Source organism: Gracilibacillus marinus (assembly GCF_042651725.1).
GTDB classification, from domain to species: domain Bacteria; phylum Bacillota; class Bacilli; order Bacillales; family Amphibacillaceae; genus Gracilibacillus; species Gracilibacillus marinus.
In genome coordinates, this window is record NZ_JBHSDV010000001.1 from 1,230,278 (window position 1) to 1,245,719 (window position 15,442).

21 protein-coding genes are annotated in these 15,442 nt (G+C 33.1%); 17 read left to right on the plus strand and 4 right to left on the minus strand.

Going from position 1 to position 15,442, the window contains the following annotated elements; translation table 11 throughout:
* Positions 1–19: 19 nt before the first annotated feature.
* From ctaD to ACFOZ1_RS05630, 5 genes are all read left to right on the plus strand, one after another.
* Entirely contained in the window at positions 20–1,870 is a 1,851-nt protein-coding gene (ctaD, locus tag ACFOZ1_RS05610) for a cytochrome c oxidase subunit I (protein WP_390198068.1), read from the plus strand.
* Entirely contained in the window at positions 1,870–2,490 is a 621-nt protein-coding gene (locus tag ACFOZ1_RS05615; RefSeq protein WP_390196907.1) for a cytochrome (ubi)quinol oxidase subunit III, read from the plus strand. The genes ctaD and ACFOZ1_RS05615 overlap by 1 nt, the downstream gene beginning before the upstream one ends.
* Position 2,491: 1 nt before the next feature.
* Positions 2,492–2,815, plus strand: coding sequence for a cytochrome c oxidase subunit IVB (ctaF, locus tag ACFOZ1_RS05620; RefSeq protein ID WP_390196910.1), 324 nt, complete (start codon positions 2,492–2,494; stop codon positions 2,813–2,815).
* A 157-nt stretch (positions 2,816–2,972) separates the two neighbouring features.
* Positions 2,973–3,848 carry a cytochrome c oxidase assembly factor CtaG gene (gene ctaG / locus ACFOZ1_RS05625; protein WP_390196913.1) on the plus strand — a complete coding sequence of 292 codons (876 nt, stop codon included), beginning with the start codon at positions 2,973–2,975 and terminating at the stop codon, positions 3,846–3,848.
* 36 nt (positions 3,849–3,884) lie between these two features.
* On the plus strand, positions 3,885–4,340 hold the full coding sequence (locus ACFOZ1_RS05630) for a DUF420 domain-containing protein (RefSeq protein WP_390196915.1): 456 nt from the start codon (positions 3,885–3,887) through the stop codon (positions 4,338–4,340).
* 245 nt (positions 4,341–4,585) lie between these two features.
* Here ACFOZ1_RS05630 and ytvI read toward each other — a convergent pair whose 3' ends face one another.
* Entirely contained in the window at positions 4,586–5,641 is a 1,056-nt protein-coding gene (gene ytvI / locus ACFOZ1_RS05635) for a sporulation integral membrane protein YtvI (protein ID WP_390196918.1), read from the minus strand.
* Between the two features lie 116 nt (positions 5,642–5,757).
* Entirely contained in the window at positions 5,758–6,123 is a 366-nt protein-coding gene (locus ACFOZ1_RS05640; protein WP_390196919.1) for a YugN family protein, read from the minus strand.
* A 150-nt stretch (positions 6,124–6,273) separates the two neighbouring features.
* Here ACFOZ1_RS05640 and ACFOZ1_RS05645 point away from each other — a divergent pair, with 150 nt between their 5' ends.
* The 8 genes from ACFOZ1_RS05645 (at position 6,274) to coaD (ending at position 10,174) form a co-directional block, all read left to right on the plus strand.
* Positions 6,274–7,302: a CAP domain-containing protein gene (locus tag ACFOZ1_RS05645; RefSeq protein WP_390196922.1), complete on the plus strand. Its 1,029-nt coding sequence runs from the start codon at positions 6,274–6,276 to the stop codon at positions 7,300–7,302.
* Positions 7,303–7,406: 104 nt separating this feature from the next.
* On the plus strand, positions 7,407–7,793 hold the full coding sequence (gene ylbD, locus ACFOZ1_RS05650; protein ID WP_390196924.1) for a spore coat protein YlbD: 387 nt from the start codon (positions 7,407–7,409) through the stop codon (positions 7,791–7,793).
* Positions 7,794–7,805: 12 nt separating this feature from the next.
* Positions 7,806–8,039, plus strand: a complete 234-nt coding sequence (locus ACFOZ1_RS05655; RefSeq protein WP_390196927.1) for a YlbE-like family protein — start codon at positions 7,806–7,808, stop codon at positions 8,037–8,039.
* 61 nt (positions 8,040–8,100) lie between these two features.
* Positions 8,101–8,544, plus strand: a complete 444-nt coding sequence (locus tag ACFOZ1_RS05660) for a YlbF/YmcA family competence regulator (protein WP_390196928.1) — start codon at positions 8,101–8,103, stop codon at positions 8,542–8,544.
* Positions 8,545–8,576: 32 nt separating this feature from the next.
* Positions 8,577–8,852 (plus strand): YlbG family protein, encoded by a 276-nt coding sequence (locus ACFOZ1_RS05665; RefSeq protein WP_390196931.1) that lies wholly within the window; start codon positions 8,577–8,579, stop codon positions 8,850–8,852.
* Entirely contained in the window at positions 8,830–8,964 is a 135-nt protein-coding gene (locus ACFOZ1_RS05670; protein WP_390196932.1) for a hypothetical protein, read from the plus strand. Before ACFOZ1_RS05665 ends, ACFOZ1_RS05670 begins: the two co-directional genes overlap by 23 nt.
* Positions 8,965–9,134: 170 nt before the next feature.
* A complete protein-coding gene (rsmD, locus tag ACFOZ1_RS05675) occupies positions 9,135–9,689 on the plus strand; it encodes a 16S rRNA (guanine(966)-N(2))-methyltransferase RsmD (protein ID WP_390198071.1) in 555 nt (184 codons plus the stop codon).
* A 5-nt stretch (positions 9,690–9,694) separates the two neighbouring features.
* A complete protein-coding gene (gene coaD, locus ACFOZ1_RS05680) occupies positions 9,695–10,174 on the plus strand; it encodes a pantetheine-phosphate adenylyltransferase (protein WP_390196935.1) in 480 nt (159 codons plus the stop codon).
* Positions 10,175–10,176: 2 nt separating this feature from the next.
* On the opposite strand, the gene ylbJ is transcribed toward coaD, so the two are convergent.
* The gene (gene ylbJ / locus ACFOZ1_RS05685) at positions 10,177–11,373 is read right to left on the minus strand and encodes a sporulation integral membrane protein YlbJ (RefSeq protein ID WP_390196938.1); all 1,197 of its coding nucleotides are present in this window, start codon (positions 11,371–11,373) and stop codon (positions 10,177–10,179) included.
* A gap of 125 nt (positions 11,374–11,498) precedes the next feature.
* On the opposite strand from ylbJ, the gene ACFOZ1_RS05690 reads away from it, so the two are divergent.
* Complete coding sequence (locus ACFOZ1_RS05690) at positions 11,499–12,512, plus strand: SepM family pheromone-processing serine protease (RefSeq protein WP_390196940.1); 1,014 nt, start codon at positions 11,499–11,501, stop codon at positions 12,510–12,512.
* Between the two features lie 23 nt (positions 12,513–12,535).
* Here ACFOZ1_RS05690 and ACFOZ1_RS05695 read toward each other — a convergent pair whose 3' ends face one another.
* Positions 12,536–13,738, minus strand: coding sequence for a nucleotidyltransferase (locus ACFOZ1_RS05695; RefSeq protein WP_390196942.1), 1,203 nt, complete (start codon positions 13,736–13,738; stop codon positions 12,536–12,538).
* Between the two features lie 196 nt (positions 13,739–13,934).
* On the opposite strand from ACFOZ1_RS05695, the gene ACFOZ1_RS05700 reads away from it, so the two are divergent.
* The 3 genes from ACFOZ1_RS05700 to ACFOZ1_RS05710 all read left to right on the plus strand — a co-directional run bounded on the left by ACFOZ1_RS05700 (position 13,935) and on the right by ACFOZ1_RS05710 (position 15,261).
* On the plus strand, positions 13,935–14,453 hold the full coding sequence (locus ACFOZ1_RS05700; protein ID WP_390196944.1) for a YceD family protein: 519 nt from the start codon (positions 13,935–13,937) through the stop codon (positions 14,451–14,453).
* Between the two features lie 14 nt (positions 14,454–14,467).
* Positions 14,468–14,641 carry a 50S ribosomal protein L32 gene (gene rpmF, locus ACFOZ1_RS05705; RefSeq protein WP_089741890.1) on the plus strand — a complete coding sequence of 58 codons (174 nt, stop codon included), beginning with the start codon at positions 14,468–14,470 and terminating at the stop codon, positions 14,639–14,641.
* Positions 14,642–14,811: 170 nt separating this feature from the next.
* Positions 14,812–15,261, plus strand: a complete 450-nt coding sequence (locus ACFOZ1_RS05710) for an RsfA family transcriptional regulator (RefSeq protein WP_390196947.1) — start codon at positions 14,812–14,814, stop codon at positions 15,259–15,261.
* Positions 15,262–15,442 lie beyond the last annotated feature (181 nt).

A 15,442-nucleotide genomic window follows, 5' to 3' on the forward strand; every position in this document is an offset into this window, starting at 1 on the left:
TTAACTCATCGTGAGTACAATGGTAGCTACGAATAAGAGAAGTTTTGGCTCAACATTGTGGGATTACTTAACAACTGTTGACCATAAAAAAATTGCTATTATGTATCTAATTGCTGGTGGATTCTTCTTTATTGTTGGAGGACTAGAAGCGTTAGCGATAAGATGGCAATTAGTGAAACCAATGAATGATTTTGTCAGTGCAGGGTTATACAATGAGTTGATAACAATGCACGGCACTACTATGATTTTCTTGGCAGCAATGCCTTTAATATTTGCATTTATGAATGCAGTGGTACCACTGCAAATTGGTGCACGTGATGTTGCTTTTCCATTTTTAAATTCATTAGGTTTTTGGCTATTCCTATTTGGAGGAATTTTACTTAATGTTGGTTGGATTACAGGAGGCGCAGCAGATGCTGGTTGGACAGCATACGCACCATTATCTATTATCTCACCTGGAGAAGGTGTAGATTATTATGTTTTAGGTTTGCAAATCTCAGGTGCTGGAACATTAATAGGTGGTATTAACTTCCTTGTAACAATCGTTAATATGAGAGCTCCTGGTATGACATATATGCGTATGCCATTGTTCACATGGACAGCATTTGTTGCAAGTGCACTTATTCTATTCGCTTTTCCTGCATTAACAGTCGGACTATTTTTAATGATGTTTGACCGTCTATTTGGATCAGGATTTTTTGATCCGAATATGGGTGGGAATGCGGTAATTTGGCAACATTTATTTTGGATTTTTGGACACCCTGAAGTATATATATTAGCATTGCCGGCATTCGGTATTTTCAGTGAAATCATTTCCACATTTTCTAAAAAAAGACTATTTGGATATTCTGCAATGGTCTTTGCTACAGTTTTAATCGGCTTTTTAGGATTTATGGTTTGGGCTCACCACATGTTTACTGTAGGGATGGGGCCAGCAGCTAACTCGATATTTGCTGTGGCAACAATGGCAATTGCGATCCCAACAGGTATCAAAATATTTAACTGGTTATTTACATTATGGGGCGGTAATATTACGATAAACACTGCTATGTTATATTCGCTTGGTTTTATTCCTACATTTACAATGGGTGGTATGACTGGTGTAATGGTAGCAGCAGCTTCAGCAGATTATCAGTTCCATGATAGTTATTTCGTAGTTGCACACTTCCACTATGTAATCGTTGGTGGTGTTGTATTTGCATTATTCGCAGCAACACACTACTGGTGGCCGAAAATGTTCGGGAAAATTCTGAATGAAACATTAGGTAAAATAACTTTCTGGTTATTCTTTATCGGTTTCCATATGACATTCTTTATTCAACACTTCTTAGGTTTAATGGGAATGCCACGTAGATACTGGGTATATTTAGAAGATCAAAATTTAGATTTAGGTAATGCGATTAGTACAGTTGGTGCATTCTTAATGGGATTAGGAACGATTGTATTACTGTACAATGTTGTTATTACGTCCGTTAAAGGTGAAAAAGTTGGTCCAGATCCGTGGGATGCTCGTACATTAGAGTGGGCTATTCCATCACCACCACCGTTCTACAACTTTAAGCAATTACCATTAGTTAGAGGACTTGATCCACTATGGATTGAGAAAACAGAAGGAAGAAGTGGAATGACACCAGCAGAACCTATTGGTGACATACACATGCCTAATAATTCTATCTTACCTTTTGTAATGTCTTTAGGATTCTTTATCGCTGGATTTGGTTTTATCTATCAAAAGTATGATGCAATTTGGTTGAGTTTAATCTTTATTGGAATGGGGATTGCATTAGGTGCGATGTTAACACGTTCTATTAAAGACGATTTAGGTTATCACATTCATAAGGAAGATTTAGAGAAGGAGGCTAAGGAATAATGAGTGAACATGATGTATTGAATCCAAAACAGATGCCTCTAAATCCTGAAAAAGCCACCTTAGAAGGAAAAAATAAATTTATTGGCTTCTGGTTTTTCCTTGGAGGAGAAACAGTATTATTTGCAAGCTTATTTGGTACGTATTTAGCATTAAATAATTCAACAAATGGTGGAAAATCTTCAGAAGAACTTTTTACTTTAGAATTAGTGTTTATTATGACAATGCTACTACTTACTAGTTCTTTAACAAGTGTATATGCAATGTATCATATGAAGAACAATGCATTCAAAAAAATGCAATTATGGCTTGGAATTACAGTTGCATTAGGACTAGGTTTTTTAGGACTTGAAATTTACGAATTCTATCACTATATCCATCATTATGAATTCACATTACGTTCTTCAGCCTTTGGATCTGCCTTTTATACACTAGTAGGATTTCATGGGGGACACGTAGTATTTGGATTATCATGGATTGTTGCATTAATGATTCGAAATAGTAAAAGAGGTTTGAACTTATACAATGCACCTAAGTTTTACATTGCTAGTCTTTATTGGCACTTTATTGATGTGGTATGGGTATTTATCTTTACAGTAGTTTATCTAATGGGGGTGTTGTAAAATGGCAGATAAGAATTCTGTACATCCAGCACAATTAGATTATGAAAAACAAAAACGAAAAGAAGAAATGAAGCAACAAGTTATTACATTTGCGTTAATGATAATTTTCACAATTATCGCTTTTTCAATGGTTGCCTCAGGACTTGATAAATTATTTGTTATTCCGATTATCGTAGTGTTGGCAGCAGTTCAAGTAGGTTTCCAATTGTATTATTTTATGCATATGAGTCATAAAGGACATGAAATGCCTGCGTTTATGTTCTATGGTGGTGTGTTTGCTGCATTTTTATGTATTATCGCTTTAGGGGTTTTAGTTTGGTGGTAATATAATTTAAGCCTAAGAGTACTTATTACTCTTAGGCTTTCTTTGTGAGTTTTGAATTGTTCATTAAATTGTTGAAATGTTTAAGTGTTTATGCTACTTTCATAACTATTAATTAGGTATAATAGAAATAGTATTGAACAATAATGGAGTGATTCAGATGTGGCAAGATTTACAAATTTTTGGTTTTAGAGCATTGTGGAGTCCATATTATGCGTTATTTATTGCTGTTTTAGCATTTGTTTATTTTATTTTCTTTATAAATCGGAAAGATGATAAGCAAGCGACGGTAGAACAACGTACATATTTTTATCTTGGTTTGCTTTTATTGTATCTCATTAAAGGTTCTCCTATTGACCTTTTATCACACATTATGTTTACCTCACATATGGTGCAGATGGCATTATACTATTTAGTTTTTCCTATTTTGATAATTAAAGGTTTACCTAAATGGGTGTGGGTTAAAGTATTTGAATTACCTATCTTGAAGCAAGTGTTGACATTGCTCACTAAACCGCTTATTGCTATTATCTTATTTAATGGATTATTTTCTTTTTATCATATTCCATTAATATTTGATTTTGCGAAAGGAAATGAGATGGCGCATGCAGTTATTACAAGTACGATATTAATTGCTGCATTCATTATGTGGTGGCCAATTTTTACACCAATTCAAAAAATGAATACATTATCCCCATTATTAAAAATCGGGTATATGGTTGCGAATGGTGTATTAATCACACCCGCATGTGCACTAATCATCTTTGCAAGTACTGGTCTTTATGATACATATGGAGCCAGTGGAGGATGGATTGACGCACTTGCGTTATGTGTACCTACAGATGTATTAAGTGGCTTGACATTGACTGGGCCTGAAATGTTTTCTCCATTTGGGTTAGTAGAGGATCAACAATTAGGTGGCATTCTAATGAAGATTACACAAGAAATTATTTACGGAATTTTGTTAGCAAGAATATTCTTTCCTTGGTTTAGAAATGGTGCTGACAAGATTGATCCATTACCTGCTCAAAAATAATAAAAAATATGAATTTACGAATGAAAGGGATATGAGATGGAATTATTACCGACGATAAGCACTTTTTTTATCATTCTTAGTGCAATCTTTGTTGCTATTGGATGGGTGCAAGTAAGTAAAAAGAGTTTCAAAGCACATAAAAAATCAATGCTTGCTGCTGCTTACAGTGCCTTAGCCTTTTTTATCATTTATATTTCCAGAACTATTTTTATTGGAAATACGAGTTTTGGTGGACCTGAAGAGTTAAAAATTTATTATACAATATTTTTAATTTTTCACATCTTTTTATCTACAACAGGGGCGATATTCGGAGTAGTGACATTGGTACTTGCATTTAAACGTAACATTAAAAAACACCGAAAGATAGGACCGATAACAAGTGTAATTTGGTTTGGAACGGCTATCACAGGCGTTGCAGTCTATGTATTGTTGTATGTGCTCTATGATGGTGGAGAAACGACAAGTTTAATCAAAGCTATTCTTGGTACGTAGTTTCTCCTAGTTAACTTTTTAGCGCCCATTGCTAAAAAAAGTATAACTTAGGGGAAAAAACAGGGAATGAGAAACAGACAAGCCGAAGTGGTTGCTAGCACAAAAAAATCTCAATATTACTAAATAGAGTTATTATCTAATAAACAAAAAATCCAAGCGATTCTGTAAAGAACTTTCGAATCGCTTGGATTTTTTTAGGTTAAAGAATTTTTTGTCTCAATCTCATTCACTTAATTTATTTATGGTCATATTTTAAAGTCTAATTTAATAATACCTGCTTCTTTTGCAGAATTAAATGCAATGACTAACAATGGACCTACTATAAATCCTAGAATACCAAGTAGTTTTAAACCAACATACATCGCAATCAATGTGGCCAAAGGGGAAAGTCCAATGTGCTTACCCATTACTTTTGGTTCAACGGTACGTCTTATTGCTAATAAAATAATAGCAAGCACAGATAATTGTATCCCTGTAACAGTGTCCCCTGTAATAAACATATAAAGTGCCCATGGTCCTAATATAACGATAGACCCTATAATTGGAACAAAATCAATCGCCCAAATAATTAGTGACATAATTAATGCATATTCAGGCACGATAATAAACAATCCGATTAATGAGACTACAAAGATAATGATACTTACAAGAAATTGTGCTTTAAAGAATCCTAGTATGACATAGGATAATCTAGCGTTCATAAATTTAACTTTTTCCGCTGTTTTGACTGTAAAATGATTGTATACGATTGCTTTTAGTTTCGGTATTTCTAATAGAAATAAGAACAATGCAATTAAATACACAAGTAAACTAACAATCAATTCTGGGACAGCACTTACAGCTTTGGCAACTCGTTCAAATTTAACAATTTCGCGTAAATCGTTACTTGCTGAAACTAAAGTATCCTCTATTTCGTCTTTAACTTGGTTGACTAATTCATCAGGAATTTCTGCTGCGAAATGATCTAAATCAGACTCCCATTCTAAAATCTGTTTGTTTATTTGGATTACATAATCAGGAAGGTTCTGTGTGAAATTCACTACCTGTGAGACGGTTTTTGCAATGGCATATGTTCCTATTGTACTAATTATTAAGATAAATAATAAAAATACAATAGTTACTGCCATTTTTCTGCTTAATTTTAACTTCTCAATGAATATACGAACGAGTGGAATGAGAATTAACGCAGTGAAAAAAGCTAATATTAAAGGAATGGAGACAGGTAAGATGAAATACCCGAGTACTACTAATACTAGAAGTGTAATAATTAATTTCCAATATTGCTTCGTAAAATTTTTCATTAAATATACATTGTACTCCTTTCAAATCTTGAAGAGATTATAAGTGTGCTCAAAAGTAATAGTAAAAAAAGAGGCTGTACATACATACAGCCATGTTATGTATTCATTTTGGAAAATTATTTAGTAAATGGTTCTATATTTGCTTTTACCGTTTGTAAGGCACTTTTTGCACGATTAATTAAATTCGGTGGAAATTCTTCTTGTTCTCCGTACTCTATGCCGTGTGGATAATAGTGTTTACCGACAACTGGTGTTAATAATTTAATGACTGCATCCCCTTTATCAACATCGCCTTCTACAGCATGACCTTGTAATCGGATATAATACGTAATATTCTTTTCTGGAGAACCGATTTTGTAATCATACGTTACTCTTTCATAATCCCATTGTGATGCTCTAACAAAGTTTGCGTTTTCTAAACCTTTATCTAAAGGCTTCAGATCGATTAGTAATCCATCTAATCCTGTGTCTAAAATTTTCATCATTTCACCCCATCTTAAATTTATCATTAAAACTATAATAGTATGAATTGTTGAAAGATGCAATTTTATTTCAACAATCAGTATTAAAAAAGTGCCTAACGTTATATATTTCTAGTATAACCTATTTCTGAAAGGGTGGCGTCTATTTTTATGAAAAAATTGATATTTTTTTTAGTAGTACTTTCCTTTGTTATCCTCTCTTTTTATCCTTTTAATAAAGAGGAACTTGTAATTACGAAATTACCATTAGTAGATAACCACATTTACGCCAAAGAGACGATAAGTAAAGAACATCCAGTGATAAAACATAGTGGTGCTATTTGGCATTATTTAAATAAGAGTATTAAAGATTTTGAACAAAAATACGGGGAACCGACTAGAATAGAAAATAGTTTATATGGTTATGAATGGAGATTTTATACAAATGATGAGAAGTATATTCAAGTTGGTGTTGCAGAAGACACAATTGTCACATTGTATACATTATCAGGCAATGTAAATGTGCAACCATTAGAAATAGGATTAACATATAGTCAGTTAACAGAGTTGTTCACATTACAAAATGAAATTGCATTTGATGATATTAAATTTAAATTGTCTGAGCAAGATTTAAAGTTGAGGCCTGTTATTAAAATTAGTGATAATATTTACGGGCAAGTATATATGGACAGTTATACAGATAAGTTAGTAGGTGTTCGTTTTATGAACAAAGATGTTTTTCAATTACATCGTCCATATGAAGTGTACTATTATGGAGAGCTAATGACAAATGATGAGCCTACGGATGAAGAATGGACTAAATTAGAGGAAAGTATGGAGAAGCAAATCTTTGATATTACGAATATAATTAGAACATATTACAATGTGTCTGTACTTAAATGGGACGATAAAGCTTATGAAGCTGCCAAAATGCATAGCACAGATATGGTGACAAATAAATATTTTTCACATTACAGTCCAGACGGTAATGGATTACAAGAGCGTTTAACAGAGGTAGAAGCATTTTATCTTTCTGCAGGAGAAAATATTGCTGCAAATTATATAGATGTACCTGCAGTGATACATGGGTGGTTGAATAGTAATGGACATAGACAAGCACTACTTAATGATGAGTATACACATTTAGGTGTGGGTGTAAATAAATTGTATTATACTCAGAATTTTCTCAAACAAAACTAATGCAAAAGAGATTACTACAATAAGATACTAGTAAATCTGACACAACCAGTACATGATGTTCATATAATTTTATAAGATGTAGGTATGGAAGGGATGAGAAAATAGTGAATAAATTACACCCTGATGTTCGTCGCTTTAAATCATTCCTAGAAAAAAATCCACAAGTAGTTAAAGCTATTAGATCTAATAAAATAACATTTCAATCTTGTTATGAACAATTTATTTTGCTAGGTGAAGACGACGTGGTATGGAAAGACTATATGGAGACAAACGATACAAATAAGGAGGAAAACAGTCATCCAATCTATTCAAAAATGTTAAATAAAATAGCATCTATTGATATTAATGAATTAGAAAAACATATCTATGAATGGAATGGAGCAATTGACCATATATTAAATTTAGTAAAGCAATATCAAGCAAATAACACAGAAAGTAATACTCCGAAAAGAACGGTGCGAGATCCTTTTTCTTTTCAGATTAAAGATTAGTAGGTGACTGGAATGGAACCGGAAATATATTATTATTTAGAACGTAGGAATGATTTGTGGCATTTTATTAGAAAAAATCCAGAGTGGTATCGTCAACTCTCTAGAAATGATGAAAGTATCGCAGAATTACAGAAAGAATCTAAACAATATTATGGTAAAACACTTCCACAGAGATTAGAGAAGACACAACAAAATATTCAATTAATACGAATGATTATGAGTATGGCAGGGGCCTATCGCGATTAAAATAGCCCTGCTACTTTTATTTTATTCAAAATGTTGGTATGATATTGGTGGAGGTGTTGAGATGATAGCAACAATGGAGATTGTTGATATTTTAGATAAATCTGAAGCAATTGGACAAATGGTACTACAATCCGATATCAAGTTGGCTTATGATAAAGCGAAACATACTGTAGAAACAGATGAAACAGCACAACAATTAATAAGCCGTTTCAATAAAATAAAAGAACTGTACGACGATGTGGAAAGGTTTGGGCGTTATCATCCGGATTACAGTAAAATAATGAAAGAGATTCGTGAAGCAAAGCGAGATATGGACATGCATGAGTCTATAGCGAATTATAAGCAAGTGGAAACTCAATTCCAACAATTTCTTGATGAAATTAGTGAAATTATCGCATTTAGTGTAAGTCAAAATATAAAAGTACCTAAAGATGGCGCATTACTAAAAGATGGTGGTTGTGGCTGTGGATCTGGTAGCGGTGGATGTGGTTGTAGAGCATCGTAGTGAAAATAATAAATACAAAGTGAGGAGCAAATATGTTAACTAAGCGTCAATCTATCATTGTATGGTTTCATAATATGAAAAATATAAAACAATTAAAGAAACATGGACATTTGATACATGTGTCAAAAAAATTAAAGTACGCAATCATATATGTGAATCAAGATTTGTATGATGAAGCATTACAAACATTTAATAAGTTGCCATTTGTGACGAAAGTAGAGAAGTCATATCGACCATTTGTTAAAACGGAATACGAAAATGCGTCAAAAGATAGAGCAAAAGAATATGATTACAAAATGGGAATTTAATAAAAAAAACCTGCAACTAAATAAAGTTGCAGGTTTCTTTTTATTTTCAATGGAAAATAAAAAGAATAAAGGGAGAGGAGAAACCGGAGGAAGAACTTATGGGGAATGGTAAGTCTTCTCCGAGTAAGCAACGAAACAATGTTGCTTTAATAACAGTGTGTACAACCTTGTAGTAATTTATACGAAAAATTTTATTTTTCAGATAAACGATATTTGAAGAAATAAGAATGTTCATGCTATAGTAAGATAGATTTAATTATGGAAGAGAAAGTAGGCAAGAGTATGCGAGTGATTTCTGGAGAATTTAAAGGGAGAAAGTTACAGAGTGTACCAAATAAATTAACAAGACCAACAACAGATAAAGTAAAAGAGTCCCTTTTTCATATGATTGGTCCTTTTTTTGATGGGGGAAATTGTTTAGATTTATTTGCTGGTAGTGGTAGCTTGGCGATTGAAGCACTAAGTAGGGGAATGGATTGTGCCATCTTAGTTGACAAACAAGGACAGGCAATTTCCACCATTAAAGCAAATATCAAAACATTAGGATTAGAAGACAGAACAGAAATATATAGGAATGATGCTTTTCGAGCATTAAAAGCATTGCATAAAAGGGAACGCAACTTTGATTTAATTATCCTTGATCCACCATATTATCAAACTTCGTATGAAAAATTATTACATTCGATTGACGAGTTAGATTTGTTAAATAATAATGGCATTATTGTATGTGAGCATGATGTGAAAGATACATTAGAAGCTCCTTCAATTAATTGGAATAAGTGGAGTAAAGATAAATTAGGTAGTACAACAGGATTAACAATTTTTACGAGAGGTTGATAGTCATGACAAGTCTAGCGATTTGCCCAGGAAGCTTTGATCCAGTAACATATGGACATTTAGATATTATTCAACGAGGTGCTAAAATATTTGATGAAGTGATTGTCGCTGTATTTAATAATCAATCTAAATCGCCCTTATTTTCAGTCGAAGAAAGAGTATACCTATTAGAACAAGCAACGGAACATATTCACAATGTAAGAGTGGATGCATGTAATGGATTATTGATGGACTACGCAAGTAATCAAGGTGCGCAAGTAGTATTACGAGGTCTTAGAGCGGTGACGGATTTTGAATATGAAATGCAGATTACGTCAATGAATAGGAAGCTAAATGAAGAAATAGAGACATTCTTTATGATGACAAACAACCAATATTCATTTCTTAGCTCAAGCATGGTGAAAGAAGTTGCAAAATATCACGCGAATGTCTCAGATTTAGTACCACCAATTGTAGAAGAAGCATTAAAGAAAAAGTACAAATAATGTTATAATTTTAATTCTTTCATGTTAAGTATTAAAATCACATAAAGGAGCAAGCAAATAATCGTAATCATTATATTTAGTTGATCGTATTGTACAAATATTTGAAAATAGGTATTTTCTATATGATTCTCTTGAGTTGCTATTGTTGTGTGGCTCTCTTTACTTACATAAAGAATTGGGTACAAGATGGTTACTAATGTAGCTGCGATCGTCCCGTGTAATATTCTAGCAATGAAGTATGGATAAAATTGTATATCGGTTTCTGCTAAAATACTTGCCACTTGTGCTTGTACAGAAAGACCATTAAAACCTAAGATGAATGATAAAATAATAGCATAAAAGAGCACATGTTGAGATGTAATCGTCGATAATTCTTGTGCACCAATTGTAATTTCAAATAACCCAGTAAATAATGGTACAGCGAATTCTTGAGGCAAATGAATAAGCGGAAGAGTATTGGCAAATAAGGAAGATACTATTTCAGTTAGATGGATTTCTTTTAGTACCGTTGTTAGTACAGAGAATAATACAATAAATCCTCCAATCAATAATAATGTATGAATCGATTGAGTGATAGCATCGCCAAGCTTCTTTCCTAGAGGTCGGTTGTCTTTTATTCTTATTTCATGCAATAATGTGAAAGCTTTTTTAAATGACAATTTACTTTTATTTACAGAAATCTTTTTTTCTTTTTTGTAGAATCTCATACATAGTCCTACAAAAAAATTACTAAGATAATGTGTTATCGCTAATAAGATACCTAGTTGTTGATCATAGAAAAAACCAATAGATACAGCACCAATTATAAATAATGGATTGGATGCATTTGTAAATGAGACTAATCGCTCTGCTTCAATTTTTGTTAATTGATTTTCTTGTCTTAATCTTGCTGTAAATTTTGCACCTGCTGGATAACCACTTGCCATACCCATTGCCCATACGAATCCGCCAACACCAGGTACGTTAAATAATGGACGCATAATTGGCTCAAATAATACACCAATAAAATGAACGATTCCGAAGGCGATAAATAATTCTGCTATGATAAAAAATGGTAATAATGATGGGAACACAACAGTTGCCCACATTTCTAACCCACGCTTGCTTGCGGACAACACGGATTGTGGGAAATAAATGATTGAAAAAGCGATAAAAAAAATACATATTGCGTACAGTAAAGAGATAAATTTTTGATTCAAATAAGAGCCCCCTTGCATGGAACGAATTGAACACTAAATATGGCTTGTCTTCTCTAAAAGGTATATGATGTATCATATAAATATATACAAGGATTTCATTTGGACGGATTAGAAAGGAAGATTTTATGAAAAAACAATCACTTAAATTAGTGCTTATTAGCGTTATATTTGTTATTGTCACACTATTCTTTATCTATCAATTACCTTTTTATATCTATAAACCGGGAAGTGCAGATCCGCTTAATCCTGTTGTAGAAGTAGAAGGTGGCTATGAGAGTGATGGAGATATGCACCTTGTTACGATTCAAGGAATGCAGGCAACCCCTTTTTATTACTTACTAGCAAAGTTAAAGGATTATCATCAAATTGTACCAATTGATGAAGTATTTTATGATGACATGACCGAAGAAGAATATCGAAAAATACAGTTGATGATGATGGAAAATTCTCAAGAATCTTCCACTGTAGTTGCTTATGAAGCAGCAAATGCAGAGATTGATATACGTTTTGAAGGGGTATATGTGGTTGATGTATTGGAAGGGAAACCTGCTTTTGGTGTTTTGGAAGTTGGTGATAAAATTGTGGGAATAGATGGAGAAACGATAGAAGAAGCAACCGATTTAACTGAATATGTCCAATCAAAGAAAGTTGGGGACAAAATAGATATAATGATTGTTAGGGACGAACAACAAAGAACAGAGTCCATACAATTAGCTAAGTTAGAGTCGTTAAATGATAAGCCAGGAATTGGTATACAGTTAGTCACAAATCGAGATATTGAGGTACAACCTGAATTATCATTTAGTAGTGGTGATATTGGAGGGCCGAGTGCTGGTTTAATGTTTGCATTGGAGATATATGATCAATTGACAGAAGAAGATCTAACACATGGCTTGCAAATTGCTGGTACTGGTGAAATTGATTACGATGGAAATGTTGGTAGAATTGGTGGCATAGACAAAAAAGTAATAGCAGCAGACAATGAAGGAAACGACATTTTCTTTGCTCCATATGAGAATGGCAGAGAAGATTCCAATTATGAAGTGGCGAAGAAAACGGCAGAAGAAATCGGAACAGATATGAAAATTATTCCCGTGGATCATTTTAATGATGCACTTGAATACTTACAATCATTATAAATTGCATGCAAAAAAACAAGCATTTATGCCATATATGGTGGCAAGTATGCTTGTTTTTTTGCATGTATCATCATATTTGAATCAATAATAGAGTAGTATGCTGATGAGATTCTTTCATCCAGCTCCTTATCTGGAAACGGATTCTTGTTACTTGTAAATAATTGATTTGTTCCCTTTTTATGGTCGTTGAGATATTGTCTGCCAACACCTGTCATGGATAATATCCGAATTGGTGGAGTCTCTAACAGTTTTTGTTGTACTTCCTCTTTGGTTGTTTTCGTTAAAATGTGTGTAAATATACGTTGTAAACTTGTCCACGTGTATCGTTTTGTTTTTAATAGTTGCATCCATGTTTGAAAACTAGTAGCATCTTTTGCTGTCCGTATGATACGATGTTCGATACCTTCATTTACTCCATGAATCGTTCGTAATACACTTTCGTTTGAAGTTAATACATTATATTGCAATAGCTTAAAATATGCCTCCCATGTATGAAAACATCCATACTGCTTCTTATACATTTCTAATGTTTTTGAAGTCATTTTAGGCATAGAGTCTTGTATTTCTTGTAGAAAATGATTATCTGTATGTAAAAGCGAACGTCTAATACTTGTCGCACTAGCAAATGGTAAAGAAATGGTTTCATCATGATAATTACTTTGAGCCCGTTTTATCGTTAAAGGTTTTATATTCGCATTTAAATTATGGATTTGTTTGATGTATTGTAGACCTAGCATATTATTAGGTTGTCCAATGTCAATAGAAGTATCAGATGTAAATATACGATTCAAAGCTATTTGATGCGATTTTGGATAAGAGTTTCCTTTTTTTATTGCATTTTTTAGTGATTCTTGATAAATGAATTGATTTTTTTCAATTGCATCAATCGTTTGATGAAAAGCATCTATCTCACCACTTTCACTACCAAAGCACAAGGAATGTACACCGAGTTCTTTTAAAATTTTAATTGCTCCCATTGCGAATAATTCACTATGTTGGACAGCATAATAATAAGGGAGTTCAATTACGATGTCACACCCTTGTTCGGTGGCGAGTTTAGCGCGGTGGTATTTATCGATGATAGCAGGTTCGCCTCTTTGTAAGAAGTTTCCACTCATCACTGCAATCATACAGGAAGCTTTTGAAAGACTTCTAGCTTTTTCAAGATGGTATTTATGTCCATTATGGAATGGATTGTATTCCACTATTACACCACATGCTTGCATCATTCTATTCTCCTAACTATTTTTTTTGAACGATCTGTGTTATGATTAATTATTATACCGATTATTTTTGCTAATTGTCTTATAATCAATTAGTATAGCATACTTTGACTAATTTATCAGAAGCCTGTAAAGAAAAAATGTTGACAAATGATTGATTTCCTTTTAAAATATTTCTTGTTGCCTTGAGGTGAATAATATGAAAATTTCATTACAAAAGTTAAAACAATCTCGTGATAACTCTATTTCATTTGATGAATTAGTCGATGTATCAGATTTGGCTGATTTGGATAATGATATTCGTAGTATCGAGCCTGTACATGTACAAGGAAGTGCGAAATTGGATGGTTCAGAAATTATCTGTGAATTAACTGTCCAAGGAGAAATGATTTTACCTTGTGCTAGAACTTTAGTTGACGTTCCGTATTCATTTGATTTTCGTATGGAGGAAAGTTTCACAACTAGAGATTATCCTGAAAACGAAGATGTTCATACGGTTAATGTAGAGGTACTTGACTTAGTACCGTATATCAAGGAAAATGTAATCTTAGAGATACCTTATCGTGTATTTGCAGAAAAAGAGATTTTAGAAGCAAATACAATTGAGCAAGGTGAAGGTTGGACACTGATAACGGAGGAAGAACGATCAACTAAGATTGATCCTCGGTTAGAGAAGTTAAAAGCCTTATTAGATGACAACAATAATGACTCTCTTTAAAGGAGGTGTAATGCATGGCAGTACCTAAGCAAAGAACTTCAAAAAAAGTAAAAAGACAAAGACGTACACATAAAAAATTACATGTGCCAGGAATGGTAGAATGTTCAAATTGTGGCGAATTAGCAAAACCACACCATGTATGTAAATCTTGTGGACACTACGACGGAAAAGAAGTTGTAGCACAATAATAAAGTACAATGTGTTGTGTGAAAAATGTGAGTAGCGATATATCGTTGCTCGCATTTTTTTATGAGAATAAATGCTTTGTATATAATAGTTAGGTGATATCGTGAAAATTTACAGTCTATCTCCTCTAGTAATTGCATACATTGATAGCAAGAATGGAGGAGGTGGATTTATGCAAGGAAATCGCCAAGATGCTTGGACAAAGGAAGAAGATATCCTATTAGCAGAGACAGTGTTGCATCATATACGTGAAGGTAAAACGCAATTAGAAGCGTTTAAGGAGGCAGGTAATAAGTTATCCAGGACTTCAGCGGCATGTGGATTTAGGTGGAATGCAACACTTAGAAAACATTATGAGGATGCAATACAAGTAGCGAAAAATAACCGAAAGAAAATAACGTATAATCGAGAAGTAGTAGCAGGTGAACAGGATGTTAATTTTCAGGAAATTATTAAATCCATAGAAAAAATTTCGAATTACTATCAATCCATTGATCAAACAAAAAGAATGAATGATTTAGAGGAAGAAAATAAGCAGTTAAGAGAACACTTGCAATTATATAAATCAATCATATCAGAATGTATTGTGATACTAAAAAAAGCTGATCATATTATGGATTAAAGCAATGTATTAGAGATTAGGATAATAGATTTCTTTAACCTTAAAAAATCCAAACGATTTGAAAGCTATTTACGAATCGTTTGGGTTTTATGCTTGTTAGATATTACTATCAGGTTACTTTGAGATTTTATATGTGGTGTGCAACTGCTGCAGGTTATCCTGTTCCTTTTCCGTGGGTTTT